A 19,262-nucleotide genomic window follows, 5' to 3' on the forward strand; every position below is an offset into this window, starting at 1 on the left:
TGTATTTATCGCTTTATTAAATTTTGCAACGTGCATGCCCGAAAGTACAATGTCCTGATCTGAGCACCTGTTATACTGTAAGAGGCTTATGAAAGGGGGGCATTATGCAAAAAAAACATCTGAGTGAGATAGCGTTAGAACTACGTAAACCGGTGATCTTGTGGATTCTGATGGTTCATATTGGAACTACATTATTAGAAACAACGTCCCATAATAGTGTGCTTCATATTGTGATAGCAAGTCTAGGTATTTTGTGTTTTATGTTTTTGAATTGGAAAGTAACCTGGTTTATTCAAAGAGAATTATGGGTGTACTATGTATTACAAAGTGCTATCCTTCTCATGTCTGTTTATTTTATGAATCAAGGATATTATTTAGTTATGATTGTGCTGTATCCGATTATTATTGGACAATTACTATATGCTCCGTATAAGAAGATAACGATAATCATTTCTATTGCGGCTATTTATATAGTATGTATTGCTTATATGAATTATTTAAGCTTTGTTAATTTGCTGTTTTATATTTCGTTGTTTACATTAATGAACGTATTGGTAGGAGGCATTATCAATTTAACGTTACGTCAATTCTATGCTAAGTCACGTACACAGCATTTTTTGAAAGAGTTAGAAATCGCTCATCATCAAGTCGAAGAATTAACGGTTGCTAATGAACGTCAGCGTATGGCAAGGGATCTGCACGATACGTTAGCACAAGGATTAGCCGGATTGATTATGCAATTGGAAGCGATCGATGCCCATCTCTCTTCGAATAATACCAAAAGAGCACATGAAATTGTTCATTTGTCTATGAGCGGTGCACGTCACACATTAGCAGAAGCTCGCAGTGCGATTGATGATTTGCGTTTGCATACCGCATTACAAGTGAATTTTGCTGAGTCTGTAGAGAAAGAAGTAGATCATTTCCTTTCCTTAACAGGTATCCCGATACAAAGCAATATAGTAACCCCTATAGAAGTATCCCAATTGATCTATGAACATAGTATTCATATTATACGTGAATGTTTGACCAATATTATCAAGCATGCTCAAGCTCACCATGTAGAATTGAACATTTCGTATGATGACCATCATTTGGTAATGGATATTAAAGATGATGGCATTGGATTCGATATGCGTCAGATCGGTTCATTTAGTGGACATTATGGTCTAATTGGCATGCAAGAACGTATCCGTATTGTACAGGGTACATTAGAAATAACGAATCGTATACCTCATGGAACTTCTGTGCATATCGAGATTCCTTTGAGATGAGGAGAATAGTATGAAATACAACGTATTGATTGTAGATGACCATTTTGTCGTTAGAGAAGGACTTAAGCTTATCTTAGAGACGAGTGAACATTATCAAGTGATTGGTGAAGCAGATAACGGCAAAGTGGCTATTCAGCTGATTGAAGAGCTTCGTCCGGATGTGATCTTAATGGATCTAAATATGCCGATTATGAATGGGATTGAAGCGATCGAACAATTACAAGCGCAGAACAATACGATTCCTGTCGTTATTCTGACCACTTACAATGAAGATGATCTTATGATCAAAGGCTTAACCATAGGAGCGAAAGGATATTTGCTCAAAGATACCAAACGCGAGCATCTTTTTCGTACATTAGACTCGGCGATTCGAGGCGAGACCTTGTTACAACCTGAAATTATGGGAATTGTGTTTAAAGCCAAACATGATACTGCACCCAAAAAGCCAACCAGAAACAATTTGCTTCCTTCTTTATCGGATAAAGAAAAGATTGTACTCCAAGCAGCCGCACATGGACATCGTAGTAAAGAGATTGCTTTTGATATGGGGATAGCAGAACGCACAGTGAAAGCTCATCTTACGAATATTTATAATAAGCTAGGTGTTGATTCACGAGCACAAGCTGTAGCCATAGCAGTAGAACAAGGGCTTGTGCATATTTAAAAAAGACACATGACCCCTAAAATATAATTACATGTAGAACACATCACTTGTTTGTAGAGATGTGTTCTTTTTTGCGTTGTGATAAATTCTGCCCGAAAGGGCATGATGTGCATGTACGATTGGACGATTCGACAACATATTATCTTTGCTAGGATAAGCACAGAGAAACCACAACTATACTGGTGTTGAGATAAGAGAGGAACATGATCAATGAATAGAAAAGGATATTTTGCAGGTATAGCTATACTACTTGTTATCAGTCTAACTGCTTGTTCTACAGACTCTTCGACAATTGCTGTGAATACAACAAGTAGCAATGTAACATTTACCACTATTCAAAAACAAGCGCTTAATGTGAATTACAATTTATCAGGCACATTAACTGCTTATACAGAAACACCTATTACTTTCCGTACAGCTGGAACAGTGACATCGGTTAAAGGCGAGATCGGACAACAGGTAAAGAAAGGTGCTGTACTGGCTACACTGGATACAGCTGATCTGAATTTATCATTAGCAGATGCGAACCAGTCTGTGGCTGCTGCCCAAGCCGATCTGTCCAGTGCCAATGCTTCTTTAAAAGATGTTCAAGCCGCTAAGCAAAATGCAATGGCTACAGTATCTTCTGCTAACGCTCAATTAGCCAGTGCTCAAGCCAAAATCGATAGCGCACGTGTAAGCGAGCAAAGCGTATTGTCTGGAGCACGTTCGCAAGAAAAAGCACAATCACAAAATGCTGTGAACAAAGCACAAACCGCTTATAATCAGGCAAAAGCAGAAGCGACCCGCTCGCAGACGTTAGCAAGCAACGGCTTACTTACGCAACAAGAGAATGAACAAGCACAGATGGCTCTAGCTGATGCGACAGATAGTCTCAAAGACGCTCAAGCCAAGCTTTCATTAACACTAGAAGGTGCAAGTGATTCAGAACGTGCAGATGCAGCTTCTGCTGTCACCCAAGCACAGACAGGAATCGCTAGTGCACAAGCAACGATAGAACAAGCCAAAGCAAGTGTAGCCCAAGCAGAAGCAGGTATTGCTCAATCTCAAGCAGGAGTCGACAAAGCGAAAGCAAGCTACGATCAAGCGATCACAGCCAAAAATAAAATTGTGTTGAGTCTTTCCTATACCACATTAAAAGCACAAACCAGCGGTGTGATTTTAGAAAAAAATGTATCTGTCGGTCAGACAGTGAGTGCAGGTTCAAGTGGTGGTGGCGCTATGGGCAGTTCATCCGATCCATTTGTAATTGGAGAAACCACACGTCTGAAAGTTCTACTCCCTGTAGCTGATAGCGAGATCAGTCAATGGAAAGTAGGGCAAGAAGTAAGTGTAAGTCTGTATGATGATGTACGCACAGGTAAAGTGACCAAGTTATATCCACAAACCAATGAAAGTACAGGTTCAATCAATGCAGAAGTCACTGTAAGTAATACCAAGCAAGATTGGAAACCGGGACAGGTGGTCAAAGCTTCTCGTCAAGCAACGACGCAAAAAGGAATACTGTTACCTGTAGAAGCAGTGATTAGTACAGGAGATAAACCCTATGTATTCAAAAATATCAAAGGAAAAGCTGTTCAGACTTTTGTGACTGTAGGCGAGTCCTATAACAATCAGTATGTGATTAAAAGTGGACTTCAAGTTGGAGAACAAGTCGTTGTACAGGGAGCAGACCGTTTATTTAATGGCGATACTCTGGCTACACCAAAGAATGCTCAAGAGGTAACTGCTCATGATTGAGTTTTTTATAAGAAAACGTAAAGTTACTCTATTGTTTTTTGTTTTACTTATTTTGTATGGTGTCTATTCAGGGATAGGATTACCTCGACAATTACAGCCCGATGTGGTGGTCAAAACAGCAATGGTTACGACCACTTATGCAGGTGCTTCGCCAGAACTGATGGAGCAGACTGTGACTGAAGTGCTTGAACAAAAGATCAAAGAAGTGACTGATCTCAAAACGATCTCTTCAACTTCAGGAAATGGAATTTCAACGATTACGGTACAAGCAGAAGATAAAGCCGATGCAGAACAAGTATGGAATGAATTAAGACGCAAAGTTGAAGATGCTCAATCCAGCTTACCTACAGATGCAGATGTACCGATCGTCAATGATAATTTAGCACAGAGTTTTGTACAGTCTTTTGCTATTTATGGTAAGACCAAAGAAGATGTCTATGCGTTAAATGATCTTATGAACACATGGAAAAAGCAGCTTCGTGCGATTCCCGGCATTACTGAAGTAGCGATTAAAGGACTACCTGAGCAAGAAATCAGTATCGAAGCAGATACGAATAAGCTGAAACAATATAATATTTCATGGGAAACAGTATTACAAGGGATTCAATCCGAAAATGATCGTATTCCTGTCGGAAATCTAACGTATGACAATCGTACGTATCAACTCAAAGTCGATAAATCAGATGATTATAATACGATCAAAGAGATTTTGATTGCTCAAACTGAAGCCGGTATTCCGGTCTATCTCAAAGATGTAGCTGATGTGAAAATGGTTCCTACCACAGAATCGTATCTCAGTTACTACAATGGTGTTCCATCAATCACTATGGATATCAGTAGTCAAGCAGGTTCAGACGTTATCAATATGAACAAAGTATTATCCGCTAAAATGACCTCTTTAGAGAAAACATTACCTTCTCATGTGAAAATAGAGTCTTTATTTGCTCAAAATGATGAAGTTGAGCGAATATTTAACGATTTAATACGAGAAATGGCGATCGCTATTATTGCAGTTATTCTGATCTGTACATTAGGTATGAACTTACTTACAGCAGGCTTTGTAGCTCTCTCTATTCCTATCTCTATTGCTCTAGGATTGATTGCATTACCTCAAGCTGGTATCACGTTGAACCAGATTACCATTGTAGGTCTGATTATCGTGCTGGGGATTCTGGTCGATGACGCAGTCGTGGTCAATGACAATATCGAGCGAAGGCTATCGACCCTTGGAGAAAATCCAAAAGAAGCATCAGTGCGAGGTACCAAAGAAGTCGCTGTTTCTATTATTACGGCTACACTTGCAACAATTTCTGCTTTTGTGCCATTGATGTTATTGCCGGGCGACATGGGTTCATTTATCCGACCGATTCCAGTGATTATTTCATTATGTATGCTTGCTTCGATGATTATGTCGTTAACGATTATTCCTATTTTCCGCGAATGGTATGAGAATCGACAAATTGAAAAAGGGAAACGCCATGTAGATAAGCCACCGGGTCTGTTAGGTAAGCAAATTCAGCTATTAACGAATGGCTATGCTTTTCGCTTAATGCCAGGTCTACTCAAACGTCCATTAATGGTGGCTCTGGTAGGACTTGTAGTTAGTACAGCTGTATACGGACTTGCTGCATTGACACCTGTTGAGTTATTTGGCACATCCGAAGAACCTCAGATTTCGGTAGATATTGATTTGCCTTCAGGAACCTCGCTTACAGAAACGAATAAAGTGACTGAAAATATTGCGACATGGGTGAAAAAACAGCCGGATATTGATAAATTAGCGTACGCTGTAGGTGGCGCGGCTCCCAAGTTATTTAATAGTACGGGTGGATCAGGTAATGGCGCATCTTCAGGTCAGATTCTAGTCACAGGGCAACATGGGATGAATGTTGATTCTACTGTAGCATTATGGTCAGCCGCATTAAAAACAGAATATCCCGGCATTCAAATTTCGGTAAAAGGTGCAGCACTCGGGATTCCAGTAGGAAAACCTATTTCTATTCGAGTGACAGGGGATCAATTACCAGAACTACGTAGTCTGAGCGATCAGATCAAGCAGATCATTTCAGAATCTCCGGGTACGTACGGGATTACAGATAGTACAGGAAATGATAGTTATACTTTAGATTTCGCTGTAAACAAGCAAGCGATGGACCGCTATCAAGTGACTTACAAAAACTTAACTCAAACCTTATTAATGATGGGTAGTGGATTTGCTGTAGGAGATTTTGATAATGGTAGTGATTTGATTGATTTGAAATTATATATCAAAGATTCACGTAACAGCAGTCCGAATACATTGTTGCAACAGGTGAATATTACGAATTCCGCAGGTACACAGATTCCATTGTCTCAAATTGTAGAGATCAAGCCGGTATTCTCGATTCAACAGATCAATCATTATGATCTTAAACGTGTGAATACGATTGAAGCTGAACTAAGTGGACCGACCGCAACAGAAGCGATGCAAGATATTAGACCTAAGTTAGAACAGATCCAGCTTCCTGAAGGATATACATGGGAAGTAGGCGGGGAGACATCAAGCCAGAGCGATACGTTTAAAGATTTAGGTGCATTATTTGTCGTCGCCATATTTATTATTTTCATCCTGATTACGATGCAGTTCTATTCCTTATTGATTCCTTTTATCATTATGACAACAGTCTATTTAGCAGCGGCAGGTGGAGTACTAGGGCTATTTGTAACACAGACACCGATCGGATTTATGGCGGTCATGGGTATTATTGCATTAGCCGGAATTGTAGTACGGAACGGGATTGTATTGATTGAATTTATAGAAGATGCAAGACATGAAGGTATGGAACTAACAGAAGCGATTATTCTAGCTGCTTCAGCACGTTTCCGTCCGATTATTTTAACATCATTAACAGCTATTGTGGGTATGATTCCAATTGCAACTGTAGGAGAGTTATTATTCCGTCCACTAGGTGTCGTTATTATTTTCGGATTGGTGTTCTCAACGGTATTAACACTATTCGTTGTACCAGCGTTATATATGGTAATGGCTCGTTATACTGACAAACGAATGACTTCTAAAATAGAACGCAAAAACAAACGGTTAGCCAAACGTCAACAGTCGATGTAATTACAATACTTCATTGCTATCCTAATCATATACTTCTTAAAAAAGCATTTATGTATAGATAGTAGCTAAATATGTGGTTGCTATCTATGCGTTGGTGCGAAGGAGGTTAATAGATGAATAACACCTATACCATGGTTCAACAAGCCAAACTGCTATTTTTTGAAAAGGGATATGATGCTGTTTCAGAGCAAGATATTATGCAGATCTGTGGTCTGAAGGAAAAAGAATTTACAAACCAATTTAAAGATAAAGATCATTTGTTTAGTTTGATTTTAGATACAATGTGTCAAGATATAGATCATCTTATTTTCACCAATTATGTAGATCCTTACTTGATCCCCGAGCAAAAAATAATAAACTATATGCAAAGTTATATGCAGTATCTAGATATGGTGTATACTCATTTGCATCAAAGTCATGTTGGGAAAGAAAATGTATTAGATCATCCAACTGTTCATCATGCCTATCAACGGTTAGAATACAGTCTGAGTGGTGTACTGCTAGAAATGATGAATACTGTCTTATATGAGCTAGATGATATTAATCTATTGCAATGGAACAAAGACCATTTGAATCAACAGATCCAGCAGTCTAATCATGTACTACTATTTCAAGCATTGGATATTCAACAAAGCCTCTATAATTCGAAAATATCTATGCATACCGATCAGCTCACTTTAGAAATGAAGCGTGTAAAATGGCGTGAAATCATGCAGATAGAGCAAGCAATAATGAATAGCCAAGATCGATGTTTATTGGTTAAGACGTTACTCCATTGTATAGAGCAACATCCTATCGTTATGCTTGATTCTTTTGCAGGTACAGAGCAACGTTCTTATGAAATGCATTGAGAGTGATACCATAGATTGAACAAAAAAGGTGCTGAAGATATTCGGCATCTTTTTTATACATATCATGTTCTTATCAAGAATCCCAACTTAACCTAAATTGTTCAGGCGTGAGATCAACGACTTTTTTGAAACAATGGATAAAATAGCTACTTTGCGAAAAGCCTGATTCCACGGCAATATCTTGAATCGTTTTATTCGTAGACAATAATAATTTCTTAGCATGTAAAATTCGAGATTCTAGCAAATAAGCAGTAGGCGTGACACCCATGGATTGATGGAATTTGCGAGAAAAATAAGGCACACTGTAACCTGTGAATATAGCAATTTCTGTGATCGATACAGACTGCGTACAATGCTCACGCATATAATTGGCGGCTGCATGAATGCCTGGTAATGAAGGATCTTTGGGCAAGTGGAGGGGGACCGCTTCTTTACTCATATGCAACAACATTTCGTATAGAATAGCAGAAGCACGTATTTCTTGCTGAAGATCGAAGTTGCGACCTAGCGATAATAACTCATCCATCCGTTGATTCAATGTCTCTATATGATGATGTTCAAATAACCAGACTTCACTAATGCCCCGATTACCCAATAAAGATTCGAGTGCCGAAGCAGAAAAGTGAACCCAACGTATATCCCACGGATCAGAAAGATCGGCTTGATAGCGTTGTGCCAGTTCAGGACCGTATAAGAATCCATGACCTGCACTCAGCTCATATTTCGTACCTTGACTATATACATAACCTTTTCCTTTCAAAATAAAGTGTAGATTATATAACTGGTTTAATTTGAAATCACTGCTTTGAGCTGGACGATCTACGGTATGAGAAGCATGGTTCTGATAACCACCTATAAAGTCTGGATAACAACTATAATGCGGAAATGAAGGATTGGGAAAGAAAATATGTTCTCTCATCATTACGTCCTTTCATATGAAATGAATGCTATGCTACGACCTATTTTATAGTATTAGCAGTTATGTCGTAAATCCATAATCGCAAAATAGTGTTATCAGGATAATTACTCGTTATATACGGATACGCTCGATAGACTTAAAATAAGACTATCCAAACAGTAGAGGTGATAGTCATGAACAAATCGATTCAGCTAGATTCTTTGCAATTAGGGGTATGTTATTATCCTGAACAATGGTCGGATTCCTTATGGGAAGATGATTTTAAACGAATGAAACAGATGCACCTTTCTCATATTCGAATCGGAGAATTTGCATGGAGTGTATTTGAACCACAAGAAGGAGTATACGATTTCGATCTGTTTGATCGTGTATTAGATCTAGCTCAACAATATGAATTGAAAGTGATTATGGGAACACCTACAGCCACTCCGCCTGCATGGTTAACTCATAAATACCCTGAAGTATTGAACGTATCCATCGAAGGTGTTACATATCAGCATGGTATGCGGAGACATTACAATTATAGTAGCCCCAAATACAGAGAATTATGTGTAAATATTACCCGTCAAATGGCAAATCATTTCAAAAATCATCCGGCTATTATAGGTTGGCAGATCGATAATGAACTAAACTGTGAAATTAGTGAGTTCTATGCAGAAGCAGACCATATCGCATTCCGTGAATGGGTACAACATCGTTATCATACGTTGGAAGCGCTTAATAAAGCATGGGGGACTGTATTCTGGAGTCAGACGTATACAGATTGGGAGCAGGTATATTTGCCACGTCCTACCGTATCACACTCTCCCAATCCGCATCATGTCTTAGATGAAAAGCGGTTTATTTCAGACAATACGATTGCATTTGCTCGTATTCAAGCAGAGATTTTGCGAGAAGTCGCACCGCATCATTGGATTACGACTAATGGATTGTTTGGTCATTTAGATACTCATGCCTTAACAGAAGAAATGCTCGACTTTTTCTCATATGATTCGTATCCTCAATTTTCAACGATTTCCGGAAATAACGAGCACAAGCCGTTACTGGATCGCAAATGGAGTCAGAATCTAAGTGTTGTGCGTAATATATCTAATAATTTCTGTATTATGGAACAGCAAGCAGGGCCGGGTGGCTGGGTGAATCGTATGAATATGCCTGCTCCACGTCCAGGTCAATTGAGACTGTGGACATACCAATCTGTACTGCATGGTGCAGATCTAGTCATGTACTTCCGCTGGCGTACAGCTACATTTGGTACAGAGATATACTGGCATGGTCTCAATGATTACCATAATCAGCCTAATCGTCGTATTGCAGAAGCGACTCAAGTAGGGGAAGAATTTGTCTCCATCGGTGAAAAGATTGCAGGTACAACGTATCAAGCCAATGTTGCTATTCTCAAAGATTATGATAATGATTGGGATGGCGAATACGATATCTGGCATGGCCCTTTAACCGCTAAAAGTATTAATGCATGGTTCAAGCAACTTCAGTATCAGCATATTCCAACAGATATTATCTATTTGCGTCATCAGACATTAGAAGAACTACAACGCTATCAATTCATCATTTATCCGCATGCAGCGATTATGTCTGAACAGACAGCGATGTTATTAACTCAGTATGTAGAAGCAGGGGGAACACTGATCTTTGGTGCAAGAACAGGATACAAAGACTTGAATGGTCAGTGCCGGATGGCGCCTATGCCAGGGCCTGTAGCTTCTTTATGTGGTATCTCTGTAGCTGATTTTACTTCTATTACAGGTACGATTGAAGCCCCGGGACTGCTCTGGAAGCATAATAACAAGCAGATCGAACAATCCGCAGAATTATTTAACGATATTTTGCACATTCAGCATGATGATGTAGAAGTATTAGCCACCTATACTTCGTGTTATTACGAAAATGCTCCTGCATTGACCAAGCGTTCACAGGGGCAAGGTCAGGTGTTGTATTATGGAGCAGCTTTTAATGAAGCAGTTGTAGATGAATTGTTGAGTCTATTGGATATTTCTTCACCGCTTGTCGATTGGTTAGAATTACCGGAGCAAGTAGAAGTAGGGATTCGCCAGAATGAACATGCAGACTATGTATTTTTGCTAAATTACAGTGATCAACCAGCTCCTATCCATACTAAAGTTCCGCGTACAGATATCTTAACAGGCACAACTATAGATGGAGCCACGACTATACCAGCTTATGGCGTGATGATTTTACAGTCTTAATTTGAAATAAGTCAAAAACCTCCTGATCATGAGGAGGTTTTTTGTTGCTCTGATTTGTAGGAGTTATCACATGAATAGTATGATCGTTCTCAAGCTTTGCTTATGCAGTGAACCATAGTATTATAAAAGACAATTAGACAGAAAGGAGCGACAGTTGTATCTTCATTGAATCGTAGCTAGTAAAATACGGATATTTTATCTAATAGAGGAGCCAGAACAATGACCCAAATGGATAATATTCAAATAGTAACTTATGAACCACGCTTTGCTGCATCGATTGCAGAAATGTGGAATGCCAGTCATGAAAGTTGGGGTGGTGATAATACTGTTCAGACCGAACAAATGATTTTGAAAGAACACCACAATCATACACATATTGATATCTTTTTAGCAGTAGTAGCAGAAGAAGTCGTAGGATATTGTAGCTTTTCTCATTATAAAGAAGATACAGGTGCTTTATACATTCCTTTACTTAATGTACGTCCAGATTATCATGGACATAAGATCGGCAAGCGCTTGGTCTTACGAGCAGTCGAAGAAACGTTACAACGTGGATGGCCACGCTTAGATTTGTATACATGGCCGGGGAATATCAAAGCTGTTCCTACGTACAAAAAAGCAGGTTTTTTCTGGGAACGTCGGGATGATACTACACATCTTATCAACCTTATTCCTTCGGTGTTGCAGACACCAGCAGTACAGTCTTATTTTGAACATATGGATTGGTATACAGATAGTACTCGCGACATTATAACCGAACCGGATGGACGGCAAGAGTATGGATTTGATTATTTCACCTATCAGTGGAGTAAAGACGATCTACACCTCAAAATGGAATATGAACGCACAGGACGCGGACTGCGATTGATTGAAACGAATGATTATAAGATTCAAGCGACGATCCCTGTTGCGCATGGATTGCCCTTTGGAACGGAGTATCCGATTGTCTATGAAATCATTAACAAAACAGGTAAGCCCTTATCGCTTGAGATCCGATCAATCAGTAACAGCGCGGTATCGTTTGACTTACAAGAATCGAAAACAGTAGACACCCACGCCACTATTGAGGGACAGTTTCAGATTATGCCGATTGAAGAAGAGCAAGACCTTTTCCAGACGCATCCGGTTGTCGAAGCCGAGTTAGTCATTAATGGGAAGTCTGCTATATTCAAGATCGGAGTCGAACCTAAATTTCCAGTTCGCTTAAAATTACAAGCGCCTCACCGCATGATCATGGTCGGCGAAGAAGTACAATTAGAATTAACAGTAGAAAATGAATACGATCAAACCGTAACTTATTATATGAAATGTCCAGATGACGATATCTTATCTTTTCAACATGCAGAAGTAGCTATTGAAGTTCCAGCTCGATCACGTCAAGCAGTGACACTGACAGCAACGCTACTTAGCTATGGTATCTGGCATCGTTCGATTTCTATTTACAAGGAAAAAAGCTATACAGCCGATTCCAAAGTTCTTGACCAATACATAAGTCTTGTATTTTCAGGGATCTCCTCTTCTTTTGGAGGCGAGACGGCTGAAGATTGGGTTATTTCTAACGGACAATACCATGTCTGCTTGAACAAAATAAACAATAAGCTTGCTATCTATAAAGGGCTAGAAAGTATTACCCAACTGTTCCATCCCAAATTTGGACTACCTTACAAAAATGAGTTTCAAAAAGATCGTGCGTCTAAGGTCACTTTCCGCCAAGAAGAAGCGATGATTCTTGAAGCAGAATATAATCTGGAAACGCTCCATATCCTTTTGACAACTGTTGTAGAACTATATCCAAATGGTATCGTAAATCGATATTACAAAGTGAAGAATACGAGTGAACAGGAAAGAACCGAACCTTTATTTTTAAAAGAACATTTCCGCCTTGCGCTAGAAAATAGTATTATTCCTTATCGACATCAGTATATCCATACAGCTAAAGGTTCTGACGCTTCGGCTACAGATTACTGGGAAGTTAGCGATATTACTGAAAATTGGTTGTTCTCATATACCCCTCATGCAACCTATGGTGTAACATGGTCAGCCGATCAGACATTGATTACAGATCATTGGTTATATGCATTAGAACATTCGCTATCGCTCAGCAAGCTTGGAGAACAAGTCGAAACGCCTGCACTACAGTTAGCGATTGGTACATGGAATGATTGGCAAGATTTTCGGACATTTGCTTTACAGAAAAGCTCAGCAGATACATTAATAGCGACTTCATCTCTGGAGCTAAAAGTAAATCAAGGCAATCCATTTGCACAGCAATCACTACATGTGGAGATTACAGAACACAAAAATGTGATACTAGAGGGTACGCTATCGATTGCTTCACAGTTCAATAGTATAGAGCCGAATCAATATGAGCTTGATAGAACATTAGAACTGCATGATTTCGAGGTTCAACTTCCTTTACAATCAGCTCATGAAATAGATGTGCTGAGATTACAACTGGATATGGATTCTTATATACTGGAAGAACAGCGCTTAGTCTTTCCAGAATCTGAACAAGCGATCACGCAGGAAATTATCTCCACAGAGCATGGAGATATTCATACGGTGCGCAATGGTGTACTTGAATTTCAAGCCAGTCAATCTTTTGCACCGACTGTATTTTCGCTGAAGTATCATGGGGTCGAATGGTTAGATTCTTCATTTCCACAACCAGTCGCTAAATCATGGTGGAATCCATGGATAGGTGGGATGACATTAGAAGTTCATGGTCTATCACCACGTACCTTGTTAGAAGAAGAACGCTCTGTTGAATTTACAGAAATCAAAGATAATCTAGGAAATGTATGGTCAGGTATTTGTATTACGGTTCATATTCAGAACAATGTAAAATTAAAAGGACTGTCGTTCCAGCAGTATTATGTTACGCTTCCAGGGGTTCCTGTCCTGTGTAACTTTATTAAGCTTGATCAACATACAGGAACCACATTATCACCATTTGGTGCGAATCATTTTAGCTTTTACAAAGTCAGTGAAGAGATCAAAGACGCCAAAGCTTATATTAAAAATACAGTCCAAGAAGATGTGATCTATAAAGCGGGCAAAGTGCAATATGAGACAGAAGTCAAAGATAGAATCATTCGCTTTGGATCTAATGAACGGAAAGAAAAGTTACTGTTTGTTGACCATCCAGAAAATGAGTCTTGTGCTGTGTTTGTGAATACGCATTTAGTCGCTTCTGTTGCTATCGCTAACCTATTTGCTAACAACAATGAACAGGTATGGGGCAAACCACAATTTTATATCATTTCAGATGCCGAGATTCCAGATTCCACATTATCAGATTTATTCAATATACAATTTGATGTACGTGATGCAATAAATGATTCAGAAGGGAGTCCATCATGAAAATCATAGATGCCCATATTCATTTTTCGGAAATAGAATCTTTTTATGATACAGCTGAGACATTAGCTTCAATTGACTATAGTCAACAAGGATTATTGGATGAATTTGTACGATCAGGCGTAGTCGCTGCTGTTGGCATGGGCGTAACAGAGACTTCTGCTGGTGGTTTCCCGGATACAGATGCTCCTAATCCCATGTTGTTAGATCTGAAAGACCCTATGCCAGATAACCTGTTTACCTGTGTAGGGATTAACCCGGTGACTCTTCATCAAGAAGGTCAATGCAAAGCATTAGAGGAATCGTTACAATGGGATCATGTTGTAGGGATTAAGTTATATGCAGGGTATTATCATTATAATGTGGGTGATGCTATCTATGATCCGGTGTATGATCTTGCGCGTAAGTATGAACTTCCGATCGTTATTCATGGAGGTCTAACCTATTCAGATCATGGACTGCTTAAATACTCACATCCTTTATCCATGGAAGAAACGTTCCTGAAGCACCGGGATATTACCTTTATGTTATGTCATTTGGGTGATCCGTGGGTGATGGATACCGCAGCTCTACTTGAGAAAAATCCCAATTTATATGCTGATCTATCCGGTTGGATTGTTGGAGATAGCTCTAAAGTGTACCGCCTGATGGGTGAACAAACCTATGTGGATCATTTCAAGCGTGCTATCGTGTTTGCTGAAAAGTATGATCGGCTTGTATTCGGTACCGACTGGCCGTTAGTGCCTTTAGATGCTTATATTGCTTTTATCAAAAATCTAATTCCTGAAGCGCAATGGGAGAATGTATTTTATAATAATGCACTTGAAGTCTTTCCCAAGTTGAAAAGCTGGATAGAGTCGCAATCAATCTAATCATAAATCAAAACGTGTACTTGTATGTCAAGCATCGACATGGAAGTACACGTTTTTGTGTTTGAGAATGTATAGTCATACAAGTAAATAATCATTTATAACAAATCGTGAGCATCCAATAAACGCCCATTGTCATGCCACTGACCGTACATTTTATTGGCTTTGGTGTTAGTGATCAATTTCTGAAGCCGATTGTGAAATACTTCAGGTTGATGCTCCATACTCTGAATTGTATCGATTCTCACTCTTTGATATAGTGCTGGAAAAGTTAGAAAGTGAGCATACACTTCAGGCTCTTCTTGTAAAGCTTGAAGGATATGTGGATGAATAATAAAATGTTCTTCGTTCATATCAGGTAGTACTTTTCGACCTTCCTCCGTCATCAATCCCAGTCGCTCTAAACGACGAACACGTTCTTTATTTAGTTCAGTCCATGAACTTTTTGGATGACGAGGAGATAATCGCTGTGCTAATTGTGTATCAGATATTTTCTTTTTGACCCCATCGATCCAGCCAAAGCATAGACATTCTTCGACCACATCTAGATAGAGTAGAATATTGGGAACAGGTGTGATACTCACAATCACCCAACAATAGGGCATATCATTACTATGCTGTTGTAACCATGCTCTTAATTCTATTCTGAAATGTATAGTGAGAAGATGGTCAATGTTATTCAATGTATCATGTTCCTTTCGATCATTAGATAGATGATGCCGATTCCTGATACCAGAATAATAGATAATCATTCATTACAGAAGCATGACCTAATTGACGAAGCATAGTAGAAATATTTCCTCGATGATATGTTCCGTGGTTTACTACATGCAGTACGATTTCCGCTAAACGCGTCTGCCTTGGGCCGACATAAGGATTGTTCAGTAGAAGAGATTGTTCTAAATCTATTTCACTTTGTAGCCATTGTTGATACTGATCAGTTAATACTGCAAAACGAGTGATATACTCATCGATAGAAGTCAGTGTGGTCTGATTTAAAGCCATACATTCTTGTAAGGCTTCCGGCATTTCTTCACCTTTTAACACTTGATAAAACATTCGATCTACAGCGTACATATGACTTAGTGCATGTGCAATAGTTGGAAAAGAGCTACCTACTTCTGCATGTAACACAGAAGCAGGTAGTTCTTGAATCCTTTCCATAATCGTACGACTTGCCCAGATATGATACTCAAACATAGCTACAGGATGATTTGGCACAAATAACAGCTCCTCTGGAATGATGATTAATTTCTAACCTCATCATAGCCAAACAAGTATGACAACAGTATGTCATACTTCTGGATAAAGGTTGAGCGCCTGTTGAAGTTGTTGCTTTAAGATACTACGTAACTCGATAGGTTCTAGCACTTCAATACCATCTCCGAAGCTAAGCAGTGTCGACCGCAACCATTTGGCTTCCAGTGGTTGGTAGACAGGAATACGCATAATCATACTTCCATCTGTCTGAAATTCCTTATCGGCTTGCTGAAATTGGTCCAGTGCTTCAGACAAGGCTTGGGGTGCTACACGAATCAATATATTTTCTAATAAAGTATTCCATTCTTGTTCGGCATGTATAGGCTCTTGAGGGCTAAGTGGATGAGCTTGGAAATGTTCTTCGGTTAACTCCACATTCATCATTCGAGACAAGCGAAATTCACGATAATCCTGACGTGTCCGGCAGAATCCTTGTACATACCATGTGCTATATTTAAAATGAAGCCATAACGGTTCGATTTCTCGCGCCTTATGCTCATTATTGGCATTAATATAATCGAAACGAACGACTCTGGTATCTGTAATGCCTTGACGTAGAAAAAGCAGCGCATGAGGTTCTGTACGGTATGTATTAAAATTGATCGCCAGATTAGAATGATGATGTTCAGGAGCAATATTCTGTAGACGTTCAATAGTACTTTGAGCACGTTGATCTTGAAATACAGTGGAGAGACTACCAAGAACAGTGATCAATGAATTGACATCGTACGCACCTAGTAGACTTTTATCCATTTTGTATCCATCTATAATCCCGTATCCGCCGCCACTACCTTGGTAAGAGACAATCGGTAATCCAGCAGCACAGAGTACATCAATATCCCGATAAATAGTCCGTTGTGAAACTTGAAATTGTTCTGCCAATACAGAAGCAGACAATACTTCATGATGAAGTAATTTATAGATCATCGCAATTAATCGTTCTAATTTCATCGTATTATCCCGCCTAATTTGGTTAGTAGATTATATCTATATTGATCTTATAAAGTATTATAGTATGGATAGATAAAAGTATACCGTATAATCTAATATAATATAGAATCTAGTTAACATGAAGGAGTATAGATGATTACTATAGATGCTCTACTGATGGGGGCAGGTATTATCCTGATTGCAAGTTTTGTACAAGGACTGACTAGTTTTGGGTTTGCGTTGATTGCTTTACCTTTACTGAGCTTGTTTCTCCCTATTCAACGTGTTGTGCCGATGATTGTGATATTGAGTATGCTGATTTGTTTGTTGGTCTTAGGTTCAGTGTATCGAGATACGAATATTCGTAAAATCGGATTATTGATTATCGCAAGTGTTGCTATGGCTCCGGTAGGAACGTTATTTTTACTTATTATCAGTGGGAGTGTACTTAAAATTGCGACAGGTATATTGATTACACTATTTGCTGTGTTTTTGTTAAGTGGACGCACCATTCCGATAGCCAATGAAAAAGCGGCTTATCTATCAGCAGGAGCGTTAAGTGGGTTGTTGAGTGGAAGTATCTCTGTTAGTGGACCTCCCATGGCATTGATGTTGTCTAATCAAGGCATGTCCAAGCAGATGTTTCGAGCCAATCTAGCCTTAGTCGGTGTGATATTAAATGGAGTGACGATCATTACCTTTGTATATAGTGGATTGATCGATCAGGAGATGAGTCTGTATCTAGGTTGGATGTTACCGGTGATGGTGATTGGGACATGGATTGGAGTTAAAGCGGTTAACTATTTGAACGAGCAGAAGTTTAAAAAGTATTCATTGGGATTGATTATTTTATCTGGAATTTGGACGCTATTAGCAGGTCTAGGTGTGATTTGAAATGAATAAATGATAGGCTAAATAGTACAACTCAAAAGAGAACAGACCTTTATAGAGGACTGTTCTCTTTTGTTGTATAAATTTTATCGGCACTATTACAAATACAAATCTACTTTACAATTTTACCCATGCTTCCAATCCATCGGGTTGATCAGGATTAATATTCTGACGCTCTGCACTGGCTAAAGCGACTATTTGCGGGATGAAAATAAAAGGAATTCCTTGTGCTGCTGGATGCAAAGGTTGTTCTAAAACAATTCCTAGATGGACTAATGCATCTGGCATCCGATTGGCGTGATCGGCTAACGCAATAATTCGTGCTCCGCGAGCATGGATATCTTGAATAAGATCATGTTGATACGATGTGCCTTCTCCAGTTAATGCTGCAATCACCAATGTATCTTGATCAATAGTGACCATTGGGCCATGGCGAACATCTAATAAGTGAAAAGCATGCGCTTCTGCTTGAGCAATTTCAGTAATAGCAATTGCACCCTCGTTAGCTAATCCTTGTAATTCACCATCTGCTAATAAAATGACACGTTTCCATGCAAAATCAGCTACTTCTCGAATTGATGCTTCTACTTTTTCCATATAAGCTTCGCCCATTTGAATCGCACTTTGAATATCTTCAATTAATTTCTCATCATTACTCCAAAAAGCATTAATTAACAGATTAGCTACATACAAATTCGTGACTGTACGAGTCTGACATACACTGTGGTCAAATGCCCATGGTAATTCTAAAGATAAGTCAGCTTGTGTAGATAAAGGAGAATCGGATACACAGGATAGAGAAAGAACCGAAAGAGGTTGTAGTTTACGTACACGTTGAATAGCTTCTATAATTTCGCTTGTACTCCCTGAGCGTGATGGAGCAACCAATAATGTATTTGCCAAAAGAGGAGCATATCGCTCTGCATTTAGCATAAGATCACCACCTGCTAATGCAGATGCAGGCATATCTGTATACAAACGAGTCGAAAAAGCAGCGGATTCACTTAGGCAGTAACTAGAGCCGCAACCTACAAAGGTAATAGAAGTAGGTTGAACTTGTTGTCTTAATTCTTCAATAGCATGACGATGTTCTAGCATATAATTGAACGTCTGATGTAGCGCTGTATATTGCTTTTTTACTTCCTGATACGTTAAATTCATGAATTGACCTCC

Annotated in this window: 14 protein-coding genes; 9 read left to right on the forward strand and 5 right to left on the reverse strand. The window is 39.1% G+C overall.

What is annotated here, in order from left to right; genetic code table 11:
- The first annotated feature begins 104 nt into the window (after positions 1 to 104).
- The 5 genes from PaeCFBP13512_RS05570 to PaeCFBP13512_RS05590 all read left to right on the forward strand — a co-directional run bounded on the left by PaeCFBP13512_RS05570 (position 105) and on the right by PaeCFBP13512_RS05590 (position 7,635).
- Positions 105 to 1,274, forward strand: a complete 1,170-nt coding sequence (locus PaeCFBP13512_RS05570; RefSeq protein ID WP_137221747.1) for a sensor histidine kinase — start codon at positions 105 to 107, stop codon at positions 1,272 to 1,274.
- Between the two features lie 10 nt (positions 1,275 to 1,284).
- On the forward strand, positions 1,285 to 1,938 hold the full coding sequence (locus PaeCFBP13512_RS05575) for a response regulator (RefSeq protein WP_137221749.1): 654 nt from the start codon (positions 1,285 to 1,287) through the stop codon (positions 1,936 to 1,938).
- A 210-nt stretch (positions 1,939 to 2,148) separates the two neighbouring features.
- Positions 2,149 to 3,678 (forward strand): efflux RND transporter periplasmic adaptor subunit, encoded by a 1,530-nt coding sequence (locus PaeCFBP13512_RS05580; protein ID WP_137221751.1) that lies wholly within the window; start codon positions 2,149 to 2,151, stop codon positions 3,676 to 3,678.
- Positions 3,671 to 6,784 (forward strand): efflux RND transporter permease subunit, encoded by a 3,114-nt coding sequence (locus tag PaeCFBP13512_RS05585; RefSeq protein ID WP_137221753.1) that lies wholly within the window; start codon positions 3,671 to 3,673, stop codon positions 6,782 to 6,784. The genes PaeCFBP13512_RS05580 and PaeCFBP13512_RS05585 overlap by 8 nt, the downstream gene beginning before the upstream one ends.
- A 113-nt stretch (positions 6,785 to 6,897) precedes the next feature.
- On the forward strand, positions 6,898 to 7,635 hold the full coding sequence (locus PaeCFBP13512_RS05590; RefSeq protein WP_137221755.1) for a TetR/AcrR family transcriptional regulator: 738 nt from the start codon (positions 6,898 to 6,900) through the stop codon (positions 7,633 to 7,635).
- Positions 7,636 to 7,708: 73 nt separating this feature from the next.
- On the opposite strand, the gene PaeCFBP13512_RS05595 is transcribed toward PaeCFBP13512_RS05590, so the two are convergent.
- On the reverse strand, positions 7,709 to 8,554 hold the full coding sequence (locus tag PaeCFBP13512_RS05595; RefSeq protein WP_137221757.1) for an AraC family transcriptional regulator: 846 nt from the start codon (positions 8,552 to 8,554) through the stop codon (positions 7,709 to 7,711).
- A gap of 173 nt (positions 8,555 to 8,727) precedes the next feature.
- On the opposite strand from PaeCFBP13512_RS05595, the gene PaeCFBP13512_RS05600 reads away from it, so the two are divergent.
- The 3 genes from PaeCFBP13512_RS05600 (at position 8,728) to PaeCFBP13512_RS05610 (ending at position 15,011) form a co-directional block, all read left to right on the forward strand.
- Positions 8,728 to 10,779 (forward strand): beta-galactosidase, encoded by a 2,052-nt coding sequence (locus tag PaeCFBP13512_RS05600; protein WP_137221759.1) that lies wholly within the window; start codon positions 8,728 to 8,730, stop codon positions 10,777 to 10,779.
- Between the two features lie 219 nt (positions 10,780 to 10,998).
- A complete protein-coding gene (locus PaeCFBP13512_RS05605) occupies positions 10,999 to 14,142 on the forward strand; it encodes a GNAT family N-acetyltransferase (protein ID WP_137221761.1) in 3,144 nt (1,047 codons plus the stop codon).
- Positions 14,139 to 15,011, forward strand: a complete 873-nt coding sequence (locus PaeCFBP13512_RS05610) for an amidohydrolase family protein (protein WP_137221763.1) — start codon at positions 14,139 to 14,141, stop codon at positions 15,009 to 15,011. The genes PaeCFBP13512_RS05605 and PaeCFBP13512_RS05610 overlap by 4 nt, the downstream gene beginning before the upstream one ends.
- Positions 15,012 to 15,106: 95 nt before the next feature.
- On the opposite strand, the gene PaeCFBP13512_RS05615 is transcribed toward PaeCFBP13512_RS05610, so the two are convergent.
- The 3 genes from PaeCFBP13512_RS05615 to PaeCFBP13512_RS05625 form a co-directional block, all read right to left on the reverse strand.
- Positions 15,107 to 15,592 (reverse strand): YdeI/OmpD-associated family protein, encoded by a 486-nt coding sequence (locus PaeCFBP13512_RS05615; RefSeq protein ID WP_241669290.1) that lies wholly within the window; start codon positions 15,590 to 15,592, stop codon positions 15,107 to 15,109.
- A gap of 121 nt (positions 15,593 to 15,713) precedes the next feature.
- The gene (locus PaeCFBP13512_RS05620) at positions 15,714 to 16,208 is read right to left on the reverse strand and encodes a DinB family protein (protein WP_137222017.1); all 495 of its coding nucleotides are present in this window, start codon (positions 16,206 to 16,208) and stop codon (positions 15,714 to 15,716) included.
- Between the two features lie 93 nt (positions 16,209 to 16,301).
- On the reverse strand, positions 16,302 to 17,219 hold the full coding sequence (locus tag PaeCFBP13512_RS05625) for a helix-turn-helix transcriptional regulator (RefSeq protein WP_137221767.1): 918 nt from the start codon (positions 17,217 to 17,219) through the stop codon (positions 16,302 to 16,304).
- A gap of 132 nt (positions 17,220 to 17,351) precedes the next feature.
- On the opposite strand from PaeCFBP13512_RS05625, the gene PaeCFBP13512_RS05630 reads away from it, so the two are divergent.
- Positions 17,352 to 18,092 (forward strand): sulfite exporter TauE/SafE family protein, encoded by a 741-nt coding sequence (locus PaeCFBP13512_RS05630; protein WP_137221769.1) that lies wholly within the window; start codon positions 17,352 to 17,354, stop codon positions 18,090 to 18,092.
- Between the two features lie 114 nt (positions 18,093 to 18,206).
- Here the strand turns inward: PaeCFBP13512_RS05630 and PaeCFBP13512_RS05635 are convergent, their stop codons facing one another.
- Positions 18,207 to 19,250, reverse strand: a complete 1,044-nt coding sequence (locus tag PaeCFBP13512_RS05635) for an SIS domain-containing protein (RefSeq protein WP_161594220.1) — start codon at positions 19,248 to 19,250, stop codon at positions 18,207 to 18,209.
- Between the last annotated feature and the right edge of the window lie 12 nt (positions 19,251 to 19,262).

The organism is Paenibacillus sp. CFBP13512 (assembly GCF_005233705.1).
Taxonomy (GTDB): Bacteria; Bacillota; Bacilli; order Paenibacillales; family Paenibacillaceae; genus Saccharibacillus; species Saccharibacillus nuruki.